Below are 14,155 nucleotides of genomic sequence, written 5' to 3'. Positions count from 1 at the left end.
GTACGGAGTGTGGTAACACCGCCTATGCCCCCGATGGCCCGGATTATGCGGACGTCCGGGTGTCGCGCCGGAGCCGCTCCGCCTCCTCGTGGATGAGGGCCTCGGTCTCCAGGAGCTTGGCCTCGGCCTGCTCCGTGCGCATCGCCGCCCGCTGCTCGCGCGGGCTCGGCTTGCGCCGCCTCCCCGCCGTCCGGCGGCCGGCCCGTTCGCCCCTGAGCTTCTTCATGAACCCCATGCCCGTCACCTCTCCTCGCCCGCGGCCGGCCCGGTCGCCGGTCCCGCGCCCGTACGGTGCCCCTTTTATGGCGATCCATTCCGGTACCAGGGAGACACGGGCAACCGTCCGGCAGGCGGCTGCCGGGAATGCCGCAGCACATGGCAAGGTTGTGCCGTGGGAGGACGATGACGTCCCGCCGTCCTCGAACGTCGAGCGCCAGCACAGGAGCATTCACCGTGTCGTTGCCACCTCTGGTCGAGCCCGCCCCGGAGCTCACCCGCGACGAGGTCAACCGCTACTCGCGGCACCTGATCATTCCCGATGTGGGCATGGCCGGGCAGAAGCGCCTCAAGAACGCCAAGGTCCTGGTCGTCGGCGCGGGCGGCCTCGGCTCCCCCGCCCTGCTCTACCTGGCCGCCGCCGGCGTGGGCACCCTCGGCGTCATCGACTTCGACGTCGTGGACGAGTCCAACCTGCAGCGGCAGATCATCCACCGGCAGTCCTCGCTCGGCAGGCCGAAGGTCGAGTCCGCCGCCGAGACCGTCCGTGACATCAACCCGCTGATCGACGTGCTGGTGCACGACACCGCGCTCGACCGCGACAACATCATGGACATCTTCTCCGGCTACGACCTGATCGTGGACGGCACCGACAACTTCGCCACCCGCTACATGGTGAACGACGCCGCCGTCCTGCTCGGCAAGCCGTACGTGTGGGGCTCGATCTACCGGTTCGACGGCCAGGCGTCGGTGTTCTGGGCCGAGCACGGCCCCTGCTACCGCTGCCTCTACCCCGAGCCGCCGCCGCCCGGCATGGTGCCGTCCTGCGCCGAGGGCGGGGTGCTCGGCGTGTTGTGCGCGTCCATCGGCTCCATCCAGGTGAACGAGGCCATCAAGCTGCTGACCGGCATCGGCGAGCCGCTCGTCGGCCGGCTGATGGTCTACGACGCCCTGGAGATGTCCTACCGCTCGGTCAAGGTCCGCAAGGACCCCGAGTGCCCGCTGTGCGGCAAGAACCCGACGCAGACCGAGCTGCTGGAGGACTACGAGGCGTTCTGCGGCGCGGTCTCCGACGAGGCCGCCGAGGCCGTCCGGGACTCCACGATCTCCGTGCACGACCTGAAGGCCATGCAGGACCGGGACGACGACATCTTCCTCGTGGACGTCCGCGAGCCCAACGAGTACGAGATCGTCGCGATCCCGGGCGCCACGCTCATCCCCAAGGGCGAGTTCCTGAACGGCTCCGCCCTGGAGCGCCTGCCGCAGGACAAGAAGATCGTCCTGCACTGCAAGTCGGGCGTCCGCTCCGCCGAGGCCCTCGCCGTCGTGAAGAACGCCGGCTTCGGCGACGCCGTCCACGTCGGCGGCGGCGTCCTGGCCTGGGTCAACCAGATCGACCCCAGCCTCCCGTCCTACTGACGCCCGCCGGAAAGGCCCCCGGACCCGCCAAGGGTCCGGGGGCCTTCCGCTGTCCGGGCCCTGTCCGGGCCCTGTCCGCGCCCTGTCCGGGGCCCACCGCGCCGTGCACGCCCTTCCCGCGGAAACCTCCCGATCCAGATCTTGACCGGGTGGCCGCCGGTATTTAGTTTGGATCACGATCAAAACCCGGCGAAGGGATGCGACCGTGGGACGACGGCGCAGGGCGCAACGGAGATGGCGGGCCGCGTTGGCCGGGGCGGTGGGCGCGTTGCTCATCCTCGGCGTGCCGCCGGGAGGCGTCGCGTCGGCGGAGGCGGCGTCCCCCGGCCGTCCGGCCTTCGACGTCCGGCCGGCCCACGAAGCGATCAGGCGGCTGGTCGGGCCGCGGTACGCGGGCCAGGTGAGCCTGGAGACCATGCCCGGCTCCGAGGGCAGGGACACCTTCCGGGTCTCCGTCCGCCACCGGCGGCCGGTCATCGCGGGCAGCAGCACGCCGGCGCTGCTGATGGGCTTCAACTGGTACCTCAAGCACGTGGCCAAGGCCGACATCTCGTGGACCGGCGACCAGCTCGACCTTCCGCCTCGGCTCCCCCTGCCGGCGCAGCCGATCGAGAGGTCGTCCGTCGTCAAGCACCGGTTCGCCGGGAACGACACCGAGGACGGATACTCCGGGCCGCACCGGACGTTCGAGGACTGGGAACGGCTCATCGACGTCTACGCCCTCCACGGCGTGAACGAGATGTTCATGCCGGTCGGCACCGAGGCCGTGTACTACGAGACGCTGAAGTCGTTCGGCTACTCGGCGGACGAGCTGCGCTCCTGGATCCCGGGCGCCGGCTACCAGCCGTGGTGGCTGCTGCAGAACATGTCCAACTTCACCTCACCGATCAGCGAGGCCCAGATCCGCGCCCGCGCGGATCTGGGCCGCCGGATCGCCGACCGGATGCGGCGGCTGGGCATCACGCCGGTGCTCCCGGGCTACTTCGGAACCGTCCCGACGGGTTTCGCGGCCCGCAACCCCGGTGCGGTCACCGTGCCGCAGGGCACCTGGGAGGGGATCACCCGGCCCGACTGGCTGGCGCCGACGAACCCGGTGTTCACCCAGGTCGCCCAGCGGTTCTACGAGGTCCAGGACCGGCTGCTCGGCTTGTCGACGATGTACAAGATGGACCTGCTCCACGAGGGCGGGAAGGCCGGTGCCATCCCGGTGGGGCAGGCTTCCGCGGCCGTCCAGGACGCCCTGGAGAGGGCGCACCCGGGGGCCACCTGGGTGATCCTCGGCTGGCAGAGCAACCCGCGCCCCGAGACCGTGGCCGCCGTCGACCGGAGCAGGATGCTCGTGGTGGACGGCCTGTCCGACCGGGCGCTCAAGGTCGACCGCGACACCGACTGGAAGGGCGCGCCGTACGCCTTCGGGTCGATCTGGAACTTCGGCGGCAACTCCACCGTCGGCGCACCGATCAAGGCCTGGAACGAGCGGTTCTGGGACTGGCGGGCACGGCGGGCGAGCGCCCTCGACGGCATCGCGATCATGCCGGAGGCGAGCTACAACAACCCCGTCGCCGTCGAGTTCCTCGCCGAGCTGCCCTGGCACGACGGCCCTGTCGACCTCCACCGGTGGTTCGACGACTACGCGGACGCCCGCTACGGGGGCGTCGACCCGCAGGCCCGCGCCGCCTGGCGGGTGCTGGCCGACACCGCGTACGCGATCCCTCCGACCGGGGGCCGGTCGTCCGGCCACGGCGGGCTCTTCGCCGCGGAACCGAACCTGGCGACGACCAGGCCGCACCGGTGGGCGCAGGCAGCGTTCGCCTACGACCCCGCCGCGTTCGCCCGTGCCCTGCCCGCGCTCCTGGCGGTCCGCGGGTCCCTGCGCCGCAGCGACGCCTACCGCTACGACCTGCTCGAAGTGGCCCGCGCGGCGGCCGACGACCGGTCCCGGACCCTGCTGCCGCAGATCAACGCGGCGTACCAGGCCCGGGACCTCGCCGCGTTCTCCCGGCTGACCGACGCGTGGATCGGCTACATCAGGGCACTCGACGACCTGGCCGGCACCGACCGGCAGCACAGCGTCGGGCCGTGGCTCCAGCGGGCGCGGCAGGCGGCCGCGACCCCCGGGGAGGCCCCGCGGCTGGAGTACGAGGCGCGCAAGCTGATCACGTCCTGGGGCGACCGCGACACCGACCTGCACGACTACGCCTATCGCGAGTGGTCCGGGGTGCTGCGCGACTACTACGCGCCACGATGGGAGCGGCTGTTCGACGGGCTGAAGACCGAGCTGCGGACGGGCGCCGCCGCCCCGGGCGTCGACTGGTACGCCATGGCCGAGGCGTGGGCGAAGGACCCCGGCGGGTACCGGACGAGGCCGGTCGGCGACACCTACACCGAGGCGTCCCGGATGCTGCGGCGGCTGACCGGCGACGACTACGACCTGCCGCTGTCGCTGCGTCCGCAGGGATCGCTCTCCGCCTCCGCCGGGGTGGCCGCCTCCGTGACCAACGCCAACTACTTCGCGCCGATGAGCGGCGTCACCTTCGGCGTCTCCGCACCCGCGGGGGTGGAGGCCCGTCCCACCGGTCCGGAGCAGGGGGAGATCGGCCCCGGCGCCACGCTGGAGCGGTCGTGGACGCTGCACCGGACCGGCGACCTCCCGGACGGGACGACGCAGGTCACGGTGCAGGTCACGGTCGGGTTCGAGCAGGCCGGCCGGCACGTGGTCCGCAAGGCGACCGCCGTGCTGCCGGTGGCCGCGGACGGCCGCGTCCAGCTCAGCGACCTGCCGTTCTCCTACTCGCGCAACCATGACGGCATCTACCCCGTCGCCCGCGACACCGTGACGCCCGCCACCCCCGTGGGCGACGGCAAGCCCATCCGCCTGGACGGGACCGCCTACAGCAAGGGGCTCGGGACCAACGCGAACGCCGACGTGCGCGTCGAGCTGGACCGCGGCTGCCAGAGGTTCACGACGGTCACCGGGATCGACGACGCGATGAACCACTCGGCCGACGGCGACGTGGTCGTCCGGGTCTTCGGCGACGGCCGGCTGCTGCACGAGTCCGGCGTGCTGCGCAGCGGGCTCGCGACCTCCGGAGCGGAGGCGGTCCGGCTCGACGTCGACGTGACGGGCGTCCAGCAGCTGCGCATCCAGGTCGACCAGTACGACGCGAACCGCTGGTTCGACGCCGTCTCGTTCGGCGTGCCGACGCTCGCCTGCACCTCGCCGCCACCGGCCCGGTGAGCCGTCCCCCGGGCCCGCGACCGCGAGCGGGCGAGCGGGCCCGGGACAGGGCCGATCCCTATACGCTCCCCTTGCAGGAGGTGGCGGCACGGCGCGGCGGACCGGCGCGGCGGCACGGCGCGCGGGGGAAGGCGAGGATGACCAGGTCCGTCCGGATCACCGAGAAGGCGACTCCCGCCGTCCTGCGCGAGCGCAACACCGAGCTCGTCCTGCAGAGCGTGCTGGCGGGCGGCGGCACCGTGTCCCGCGCCGACATCGCGCGGTCGACCGGACTGGCCCGCGCCGTCGTGTCGCAGATCATGGAGGGCCTGGTGTCGCGGCGGCTGGTGGTCGAGGAGGCCGGCCGGCCGAGCGGGCGCGGCAAGCCGGCCACGCTGCTCCGGATCGACACCGAACGGCACTGCCTGCTCATGGCCGACGTCCGCCCGGCCGAGGTACTGGGCGGCGTCGTCGGGCTGGACGGGGCGATCGGCGCGACGGCGCGCACGGCGCTGCCCGCCCGGCCGCGCGGCGCGGACGTGGTGGCCGCCCTCGTCCCGATGCTCACGGCCCTCGCCGGCGACGACCGGCGCGCGGTGCTGTCCGCCGGAGTCGCCGTCCCCGGCATCGTCTCCCCCGAGCAGCGCGTCATCGAGGCGCTGCAGCTGCGCTGGAGGGACGTCGACCTGGCCGGGCCGCTGGCGGCCGCGCTCGGGCACGAGGTCGTGCTGGTCAACGACGCGACCGCCGTGGGGATGTCGGAGCTGTCGGTGCAGAGCCGGGCCGGTGACAGCGTCATCGTGCTGCACATCGCCGGCGGCATCGGCTCGGCCATCCTGCTCGACGGCCGCGTGCACCTGGGAGAACGGCAGCGCGCCGGCGAGGTCGGCCACATCGACGTCGGGGTCAGCGACCGCCGGTGCGAATGCGGGCGGCGAGGGTGCCTGGAGACGGTGGCGAGCCTGCCGGCCGTCCTCGCCGGCGCCCCCGTCGAACTGCTGGACGCCGTGTCCTCGCCCGGTGGCGCGCTCGCGACACCGGAGCTCGAGGCGCTCGCGGCGCGGGTCGACCACGCGGGCAGGAGCCTCGCCGCCCTGCTCTGCGTGCAGGCCGCGATCCTCGACATCGGGGACGTCGTGATCGACGGTCCGATCCGCCGGGCCGGTGAGCGCCTGCTCGACGCCATCGAACGGGAACTGGCCGTGCGGCTGCCGCCGAGCGACGTCCGGCGTCCGCGCTTCTCCACGATGGCGGAGAACAGCATCATGCACGGCGCCGCCGCGACCGCGATGCACCACCGGCTCGGCGTCATCTGGCACATCGCCTGAACGGGCCGGCCGCCCGCGGCGCTCGCGATCCCGTGGACCCGCCGCACCGCACCGCCGGTGAGGCTCAGGCCCGTCCCTTCGGGGGCGCGTAGGTCAGGCCGAGCTCGACGGTCACCTCGCGGAGCATCAGCTCGAACATGGGGGCGGCGTCGCTCAGGGCGAACTCCAGGTGGCCGAAGACCTCCAGGCTGACGCCGCCCTGGAGCCTGATCCAGCACTTGAGGAACTGCTGGATCACGCCGAGCGGAAGGGAGATGCCGAGCACCTCGTCGCGGTAGCGGCGCAGTTCCTCGCGCAGGCCGGGGTCGATCTCCTCCTCGGCCATCACCGGGAACGGCTGCTTCCTCCACAGCTCCAGGAACAGGGACATGAACGTCCAGCCGAACTGGCGGGCGCACTCCTCGGCGAAGTCGACCTCCTCCTTGTGCGCGGCTCCGCGCACGGGGGTGCCGAAGAGCAGCGAGTACTCGCGGGGATGCGCCAGCGCCCAGAGGCGGAACTGGCGGGCCACCGTCATGAACTTGCCGCTCATGTCGCTCTTCGGCACCTCGTCCATGGCGACGTGCAGGTCGCGGGTCAGCTCGGTGAACAGGTCGCCGACCAGATGCCGCAGCAGCTCGCCGTGGCTGCCGAAGTAGCGGTAGAGCGCGGGGGCGGTCATGCCCATCTCGCGGGCGATGGCGCGCAGCGTCACCGCGTCGGGGCCCTCCTCCACGAGGATCCGCCGGGCGGTGTCGGTGATCTCCCTGACCGTCGCCGCCCGCAGACGATCACGACGCGATGCCACCTCGCCCCCTCTCTGCCGGGCCCGGCCGCCGCTCCGGCCGCCCTCGCATGATTCCTCAAAAACACCCTTGACGACAGCTAACGCTGTATGCCAAGTTAACGCTGTTCTCAGTTTACGCTGTTCACTAAAATTACTCAAGGTAACGAAGCTGAGGGAGAAGCGTCATGTTCGATCGATGGGGCAGGTGGGTCCACCGGCGCAGGCGGTGGGTCCTCGCCGCGGCCGGGGCGGCGCTGGTGTTCGCCGCGGTGTGGGGCACGGGCGTCTTCGGCGCGCTGACCTCCTCCGGCGGCTTCGACACCCCGGGCAGCCAGAGCGCGACGGCGGAGCGGATCGCCGAGCGCGACCTCGGCCGGGGCGCGGCCGACGTCGTGGTCCTCTACCAGGGCGGGACGACCGTCGACGACCCGGCCTTCCGGGCTTCGGTGGAGCGCGCGCTGGCCGCACTGCCGCCGGGCAAGGTCGCCAAGGCCGTCACCTACTGGACGACCGGCGCGCCGCAGTTCGTCAGCGACGACCGCAAGGCGACCTACGCCGTCCTGCAGCTCGCCGGCTCCGACGAGGCCGCCAGGGAGGACGCCTACACGGCGATCCAGGACGACCTCACCGAGGTCGGCGGCGGTCTCACCGCGAAGGTCGGCGGGGCGGTCGGCACCGAGGTCGCGATCAACGAGCGCGTCTCGTCCGACATCGGCCGGGCCGAGGGCATGGCCATGCCGGTGCTCCTGGTGCTGCTGGTCCTGATCTTCGGCGGGCTGGTCGCGGCGAGCCTGCCGCTGCTGGTCGGCGGCCTGGCCGTCCTCGGCTCGTTCACCGCGCTGCACGCGCTGTCCTACGTCACCGACGTGTCGATCTTCGCGGTCAACATCACCACGTTCCTCGGGCTCGGCCTAGCGATCGACTACGGGCTGTTCATGGTCAGCCGGTTCCGCGAGGAGATCGGCCGGGACGGCGCCTCCGCCGAGGACGCGCTGGCCGCGACGATGGCCACGGCCGGGCGCACCGTCGCGGTCTCCGGCGTCACGGTCGCGGTGTCGCTGTCCGGGCTGCTGCTGTTCGACCAGAACTTCCTGGTCTCCATGGGGTACGGCGGCATCGCCACCGTGCTGGTGTGCATGGCCGGGGCGCTGACCGTGCTGCCCGCGCTGATGGCCGTCCTCGGCCCGAAGGTGAACGCGCTGCCGATCCGGCGGCGCAGGGCGGCGTCCGGCGGCCGGTTCGACGGCTGGTGGGGACGGGTCGCGCGCAGCGTGATGCGCCGCCCGGTCGTCTACATGGTCGCGACCGTGGCCCTGCTCCTCGCGCTCGGCGCGCCGCTGCTGCACATCAACTGGGGCGGCGTGGACGCCAGGGCGCTGCCGGACGGCGCGGACGCACGGGTGGTGTCCGAGACGCTGGAGACCCGCTTCCCCCGCAACGCCACCAGCCCGATCGAGGCCGTCGTGACCGGGACGTCCGACCGGGCCGCCGTCCAGGCCTACGGGGCCCGCCTGGACGCGCTGCCCGGCGTCACGGACGCGACGGTGACCGGCGCCGGCGGGACGACGACCCGGATCGCGCTGCGCTACGACGCCGACCCGAACTCCGGCGCCGCACGCGACCTCGTCCAGCACGTCCGGGACGTCCCGCCGCCGCCCGGCGCGCGCGCCTACGTCGGCGGCGAGACGGCCGACGTGGTCGACCAGCTCGCCAGCATCGGCGCGACCCTGCCCTGGCTGGCCCTGCTCGTCGGCGGCGCCACGTTCGTCCTGCTGTTCCTGGCGTTCGGGTCGGTGCTGCTGCCGCTGAAGGCGATCGTCATGAACATGCTGTCGCTGTCGGCCACCTTCGGCGCGGTCGTGCTGGTCTTCCAGGACGGCCACCTGTCCGGCCCGCTCGGCTTCACCGCGACCGGCGCGATCTCCCCCGCGATGCCGATCCTCATGCTGGCGATGCTGTTCGGGATCTCGATGGACTACGAGGTGTTCCTGCTGTCGCGGGTGCGCGAGCAGTACGACCTGACCGGCTCCAACACCGCGGCCGTCGCCTCCGGCGTGCAGCGCACCGGCGCCATCATCACCAGCGCGGCGCTGCTGTTCATCGTCGTGATCGGCGCGTTCGCGACGTCCGGCATCACGTTCATCAAGATGACCGGCGTCGGGATGGCCGTGGCGATCCTGCTGGACGCGACGGTCGTCCGGGCGCTGCTCGTGCCCGCCACGATGCGGCTGCTCGGCCGCGCGAACTGGTGGGCGCCCGGCCCGCTGGCCCGGCTCTACGGCCGGTACGGGATCCGGGAGGGCGACGCTCCGGCGGCTCCCCCCGCACGGCTGGAGCCCGTGGGCTGAGCCCCGCCCCGGTGGCCGGCACATCGAAGTGCCGGCCACCAATCCCCCCGAACCGCTTGTGGTCTCCTCCACCCGGCGCAAGACTGAACGTCATTCCACCGGCTGCGCCCTCGCGTGACGCATCCCGCGACGGTCCCTGCCCGGCGGATCCCCGAATCCTTCCCGTGCCGGGATGTTCCTTTGGAGGCACCGTGTCCGTGCTGATGATCACCGAGGCCGAGACCGCGCTCGCGCACCTGGAGCGGCTCACCGACGTCCTGCGCTCCGCCGGCTGGGCGGTCGAGGTCGCCGCGCCCGCCGACCGCCGCCCGACCGCGCACATCGCCGACCCGCGCCTGCCGCGGGTCGGCGAGAGCGTCATCGCGGTGCGGGAACGTTCCGGCGACGGCTGGTCCTACTGCTACGGCTGGGGCGAGCGGATCGCGCCGTGCGCCGACCCGTCCGCCGCTGCCGCCGCCGTCGGGCGGGTGCTCGCCGCCCGCCGCGACAACTGAACCGGCCCCGGCCCGGCCGCGGGGTCACGCCGACTTGCGGCCGCGGCTCTTGGCCGGCTCCTTCTTCTCGCCGGACTTGGACGACGCCGTCTTGCGCGCGGCGGGCTTCTTCGCCGGCGCCCCCTTGCCGGACGCCGCCTTCCCCGACTTCTCGCCGCGGCTCTTCTTCGCCGCCTCGACGCTGGCGCGCAGCGCGCTGAGCAGGTCCGCGGCGGGCTCCTCCTCGCCCTCCTCGGCGGGCCGCGCCACCTCGCGCCCCTCGACCTTGGCGTCGATCACCGCCTGGAGCGCCTCCCGGTAGGCGTCCTTGTACTCGCCCGGGTCGAAGTCCCCCTCCATCGACTCGATCAGCGACGTCGCCATCGACAGCTCCTGCTTGCGGACCTCGATGTCCTCCTCCAGGAAGGGGAAGTCGGGGGTGCGGACCTCGTCCGGCCACAGCATGGTCTCCAGGACGAACACGCCCTCGCTGACCCGCAGCGTCGCGAGCGACTCGCGCTGGCGCAGCGCCACCTTGACGATCGCGACCTGCCCGGAGCTCTCCAGCGCGTCCCGCAGCAGCACGTACGGCTTGGCGCCCTGCGCGTCGGGCTCCAGGTAGTAGGACTTCGCGAAGTAGATCGGGTCGACCTCCTCGCGCTCCACGAACTGCAGGACGTCGATCCGGCGGCTGGACGACAGCGGCAGGTCGGCGAAGTCCTCGTCGGTGAGGATGACCATCTCGCCGCTCGGCAGCTCGTAGCCCTTGGCGATGTCGGAGTAGGGCACCTCCTCGCCGTCGATCGTGCACACCCGCTTGTACTTGATGCGCCCGCCGTCCTCCCGGTGCACCTGGTGGAAGGCGACGTCCCGCTGCTCGGTCGCCGAGTAGAGCTTCACCGGTATGGTCACCAGACCGAAGGAGATCGCGCCCTTCCAGATACTGCGCATGATCCGTCCTTACCCAGCACGTTCCTGCCCCTAGCGTCGCAACGTCCTTCGATTTGCGCCAGAACGGCGTCGTGATCCTTTCCCCGTGCGGCGGGACGGGGTAAGACGGCGGTATGACCATGCCGTGGCCCGTCGAGCCGATGATGGCCTCCACCGGAGACCTCCCCTCCGACGGCGGGAAGTGGGGCCTGGAGCTGAAATGGGACGGCGTGCGCGTCCTGTCGCACGTCTCCGCCGACGGCGCCCGCGCCGTCGGCCGGCGCGGCGGCGAGGTGACGAGCCGCTACCCCGAGCTGTCCGCCCTCGCCGACCTGCTGCCCGACCACGACGTCGTGCTGGACGGCGAGGTCGTCGCCTTCCAGGAGGGACGCCCCAGCTTCGAACGCCTCCAGCGCCGGATGCACGTCCAGCGCCCCGACCCCCGACTGATCCGCGAGGTGCCCGTCCGCTACGTGGTCTTCGACGTCCTCTTCCTGGACGGGCACGTCCTGTACGACGTCCCCTACGCCGACCGCCGCTCGGTGCTGGCGGAGCTGGACCTCGCCGGCACCGGCCCCGTGGAGGTGCCCCCGTACCTGCACGGCGGCGACCGGCTCCAGGTGGAGGAGCTGCTCTCCTTCACCCGCGAGCAGCAGATGGAGGGCCTGCTCGCCAAACGCCTCGACTCCCCGTACCGCCCGGGGCGCCGCGTCGACTTCTGGCGCAAGGTGAAGAACTTCATGACGCGCGAGATCGTCATCTGCGGCTGGAAGCCTGGAAAGGGCCGGCGCGAAGGCGGCGTGGGCTCGCTGCTGCTGGGCGAGTACGACATGAAGGGCAGGCTGGGTTTCGTCGGCCACGTCGGCACGGGCTTCAGCGACCGTGTCCTGGACGAGCTGTACGAGACGCTGTGGCCGCTGCGCCGTCCGACGAGCCCCTACGACGAGCCCGTTCCGCGCGAGTTCGCCCGCGACGCCCAATGGGTTGAGCCCCGGCTCGTCGGGGAGGTCGCCTACAGCGCCCGGACCAGGGACGGCCGCCTCCGCTTCCCGTCCTGGCGGGGCCTGCGCGACGACAAGGACCCCCTGGAGGTCACGAGTGAGCAGTAAGAGGACCGCCGTCGAGGTGGACGGCCGTCAGCTCTCCCTCTCCAATCTCGACAAGGGCATGTACCCGGAGTTCACCAAGGGTGAGGTCATCGACTACTACGCCCGCATCGCCCCGGTCATGCTCCCCCACCTGCACGACCGCGCCGCGACCCGCATCCGCTGGCCGGACGGCATAGACGGCGGCAAGTTCTTCGAGAAGAACGCCCCCTCCCACACCCCGGACTGGGTCCGGACGGCGACGATCCCCACCCCCGGCAGCTCCAAGGGCCGCGACACCCTCGACTTCGTCGTCGTCGACGACCTGCCCACGCTCGTGTGGTGCGCGAACCTCGCCGCGCTGGAACTGCACATCCCGCAGTGGAAGGTGGGGCCGCGCGGCAAGGTGCACACTCCCGACCTGGTCGTCTTCGACCTGGACCCGGGCCCGCCCGCCACGATCGTGGAGGCGTGCGAGGTCGCCGCCCTGCTGCGCGACGTGCTCGCCGAGGACGGCCTGGAGTCCTACCCGAAGACGAGCGGCAAGAAGGGCCTGCACCTCTACGTCCCGATCGAGGAGCCGAAGGAGGCCGAGCGGACGTCCGAGTACGCCAAGGCCGCCGCGCAGCGCCTGGCCGACGAGAACCCGAAGCTGGTCGTCGCGAAGATGGAGCGGCGGCTGCGCAAGGACAAGGTGTTCGTCGACTGGAGCCAGAACAACCCGGCCAAGACGACCGTCGCGCCCTACTCGCTGCGCGCCGCGAGCCGCCCGTCGGTGTCGACGCCGATCACCTGGGACGAGTTGGAGGCGTGCGAGGACCCCGCCGATCTCGTCTTCGGCCCCGAGGACGTCCTCGCCCGGGTGGACGAGCACGGTGACCTCCTGGAACCGCTTCTGAAGGACCACCGGCCGCTGCCCTGAGCGACTTCGGCGATCCCGGGTGCCCTATGTGTTCGAATCGGCACTCTCCGGGACCGCGTTCCGTCACCATGGTGCCTGGGGACACCACGGGTGGAAGGAAGAACCGTTGTCGCACAACCATCACTACGACGCCGTGGTGCTGGGCGGGGGGACCGCGGGGGAGCTGGTCGCGACCGGCCTCGCCCGCGCGGGACGGGACGTCGCGCTCGTCGAGAACCGTCTCGTCGGCGGGGAGTCGCCCTACTTCGCGTGCGTCCCGTCCAAGTCGCTGCTGATGTCGGCGCGCCGCGGCGAGACCTGGGAGATGGCCCTCGCCCGCCGCGACGGGCTGGCCGGGAACCGGGGCGACGACCCCGCCGTCGCACGGATGGCCGAGGACGGCGTGACCGTCCTGCGCGGCCGGGGGCAGATCCTCGACCACGGCCGGATCGAGGTGGACGGCGCCGTGCACGGCTTCGGCGACCTCATCGTCTGCACCGGCAGCGAGCCGGTCATCCCGCCCGTCGAGGGGCTGGCCGACGTGCCGCTGTGGACGAGCGCCGAGGCCCTCTCGGTCCCCGACCTGCCGCGCCGGCTGGTGATCCTCGGCGGGGGCCCGGTCGGCTGCGAGCTGGCGCAGGTGTACGCGGCGTTCGGCTCGCAGGTCGCGGTCGTCGAGGCGTCCGGGCGGCTGCTGGACGCGGAGGCGCCGTTCGCCGGGGAGGTGCTCGCCGACGCCCTGCGCCGGATGGGCGTCGACCTGCGGCTCGGCGCCGCCGTCGCCGACGCCGAGCGCAAGGACGTCGGCCTGCGGCTCTGGCTGACCGACGGCGGGACCCTCGACGCCGACCGCGTCCTCGTCGCCGCCGGGCGCCGCCCACGCGTGGAGGGCCTCGGGCTGGAGCACCTCGGCATCGACGTCATACCCGGCCAGGGAATCCCCGTGGACGAGACGTGCCGGGTGCCCGGCGCCGCGGGCGGCGTGTGGGCGGCCGGCGACGTCACCGGCGTCGCCCGCACCGCGCACGCCGCCCGCTACCAGGCGCAGGTCGCGCTGTCGAACCTGCTCGGGCACCGGCGCGAGGCCGACTACCGCGCCATCCCCCGCGTCGTCTACACGACGCCCACCGTCTACTCGGTGGGCATCTCCCCCAGGCAGGCGGAGGAACTCGGCATAGACCTCCTCACCGCCGGGTACGACCTCGCCGCGACGGCCCGGGCGGCGGTCGAGGCCGACGAGCGCGGCCGGGTGGAGCTGTACGCCGACCCCACCCGCGGACTGCTGGTCGGCGCCGCCGCCGCCGGACTCCACGCCGACGAGTGGATGAGCGAGATCGCGCTGGCCATCCGCGCGGAGACGCCGCTGAGCCTGCTCGCCGACGTCGTCCACGCGTTCCCGACCCACGGCGAGTCCGTCGAGGCGCCGCTGCGGGAGCTGGCCGGACGGCTGTGAACCTGGAGGAGGATCCCTG

The 14,155-nt window shown here is 72.5% G+C and carries 11 protein-coding genes; 8 read left to right on the top strand and 3 right to left on the bottom strand.

Annotated features, from left to right (window positions below; genetic code table 11):
• Positions 1-43: 43 nt before the first annotated feature.
• A complete protein-coding gene (locus BJ999_RS09815; RefSeq protein ID WP_229810417.1) occupies positions 44-235 on the bottom strand; it encodes a hypothetical protein in 192 nt (63 codons plus the stop codon).
• Between the two features lie 218 nt (positions 236-453).
• On the opposite strand from BJ999_RS09815, the gene moeZ reads away from it, so the two are divergent.
• From moeZ to BJ999_RS09800, 3 genes are all read left to right on the top strand, one after another.
• On the top strand, positions 454-1,635 hold the full coding sequence (gene moeZ, locus BJ999_RS09810; RefSeq protein ID WP_189269946.1) for an adenylyltransferase/sulfurtransferase MoeZ: 1,182 nt from the start codon (positions 454-456) through the stop codon (positions 1,633-1,635).
• A gap of 205 nt (positions 1,636-1,840) precedes the next feature.
• Positions 1,841-4,873: an alpha-N-acetylglucosaminidase TIM-barrel domain-containing protein gene (locus BJ999_RS09805; protein WP_179833004.1), complete on the top strand. Its 3,033-nt coding sequence runs from the start codon at positions 1,841-1,843 to the stop codon at positions 4,871-4,873.
• A 137-nt stretch (positions 4,874-5,010) separates the two neighbouring features.
• Positions 5,011-6,180 (top strand): ROK family protein, encoded by a 1,170-nt coding sequence (locus tag BJ999_RS09800; RefSeq protein WP_179833003.1) that lies wholly within the window; start codon positions 5,011-5,013, stop codon positions 6,178-6,180.
• A gap of 64 nt (positions 6,181-6,244) precedes the next feature.
• Here BJ999_RS09800 and BJ999_RS09795 read toward each other — a convergent pair whose 3' ends face one another.
• Positions 6,245-6,967, bottom strand: coding sequence for a TetR/AcrR family transcriptional regulator (locus tag BJ999_RS09795; RefSeq protein WP_179833002.1), 723 nt, complete (start codon positions 6,965-6,967; stop codon positions 6,245-6,247).
• Positions 6,968-7,131: 164 nt separating this feature from the next.
• Between BJ999_RS09795 and BJ999_RS09790 the strand changes: the two genes are divergently transcribed.
• A complete protein-coding gene (locus tag BJ999_RS09790) occupies positions 7,132-9,294 on the top strand; it encodes an MMPL family transporter (RefSeq protein WP_179833001.1) in 2,163 nt (720 codons plus the stop codon).
• A gap of 191 nt (positions 9,295-9,485) precedes the next feature.
• Complete coding sequence (locus tag BJ999_RS09785) at positions 9,486-9,788, top strand: hypothetical protein (protein WP_179833000.1); 303 nt, start codon at positions 9,486-9,488, stop codon at positions 9,786-9,788.
• 24 nt (positions 9,789-9,812) lie between these two features.
• On the opposite strand, the gene ku is transcribed toward BJ999_RS09785, so the two are convergent.
• Positions 9,813-10,718 carry a non-homologous end joining protein Ku gene (ku, locus tag BJ999_RS09780; RefSeq protein WP_179832999.1) on the bottom strand — a complete coding sequence of 302 codons (906 nt, stop codon included), beginning with the start codon at positions 10,716-10,718 and terminating at the stop codon, positions 9,813-9,815.
• Between the two features lie 113 nt (positions 10,719-10,831).
• Between ku and ligD (BJ999_RS09775) the strand changes: the two genes are divergently transcribed.
• The 3 genes from ligD (BJ999_RS09775) (at position 10,832) to BJ999_RS09765 (ending at position 14,136) form a co-directional block, all read left to right on the top strand.
• Positions 10,832-11,806 carry a non-homologous end-joining DNA ligase gene (ligD, locus tag BJ999_RS09775; RefSeq protein ID WP_179832998.1) on the top strand — a complete coding sequence of 325 codons (975 nt, stop codon included), beginning with the start codon at positions 10,832-10,834 and terminating at the stop codon, positions 11,804-11,806.
• Complete coding sequence (ligD, locus tag BJ999_RS09770; protein WP_179832997.1) at positions 11,796-12,704, top strand: non-homologous end-joining DNA ligase; 909 nt, start codon at positions 11,796-11,798, stop codon at positions 12,702-12,704. The genes ligD (BJ999_RS09775) and ligD (BJ999_RS09770) overlap by 11 nt, the downstream gene beginning before the upstream one ends.
• Positions 12,705-12,810: 106 nt before the next feature.
• Positions 12,811-14,136 carry a dihydrolipoyl dehydrogenase family protein gene (locus BJ999_RS09765; RefSeq protein WP_218935008.1) on the top strand — a complete coding sequence of 442 codons (1,326 nt, stop codon included), beginning with the start codon at positions 12,811-12,813 and terminating at the stop codon, positions 14,134-14,136.
• Positions 14,137-14,155: the final 19 nt, after the last annotated feature.

This window comes from Actinomadura citrea, assembly GCF_013409045.1.
Taxonomy (GTDB): domain Bacteria; phylum Actinomycetota; class Actinomycetes; order Streptosporangiales; family Streptosporangiaceae; genus Spirillospora; species Spirillospora citrea.
The sequence above is the reverse complement of the archived record's forward strand: the minus strand, read 5'-3'. Positions and strand labels throughout refer to the sequence as shown.

Excerpts from the sequence above, each read along its gene's own strand:
- BJ999_RS09815 (WP_229810417.1), bottom strand. The coding sequence starts at position 235 with ATGGGGTTCATGAAGAAGCTCAGGGGCGAACGGGCCGGCCGCCGGACG.
- BJ999_RS09800 (WP_179833003.1), top strand. The coding sequence starts at position 5,011 with ATGACCAGGTCCGTCCGGATCACCGAGAAGGCGACTCCCGCCGTCCTG.
- ku (WP_179832999.1), bottom strand. The coding sequence starts at position 10,718 with ATGCGCAGTATCTGGAAGGGCGCGATCTCCTTCGGTCTGGTGACCATA.
- BJ999_RS09790 (WP_179833001.1), top strand. The coding sequence starts at position 7,132 with ATGTTCGATCGATGGGGCAGGTGGGTCCACCGGCGCAGGCGGTGGGTC.
- ligD (WP_179832998.1), top strand. The coding sequence starts at position 10,832 with ATGACCATGCCGTGGCCCGTCGAGCCGATGATGGCCTCCACCGGAGAC.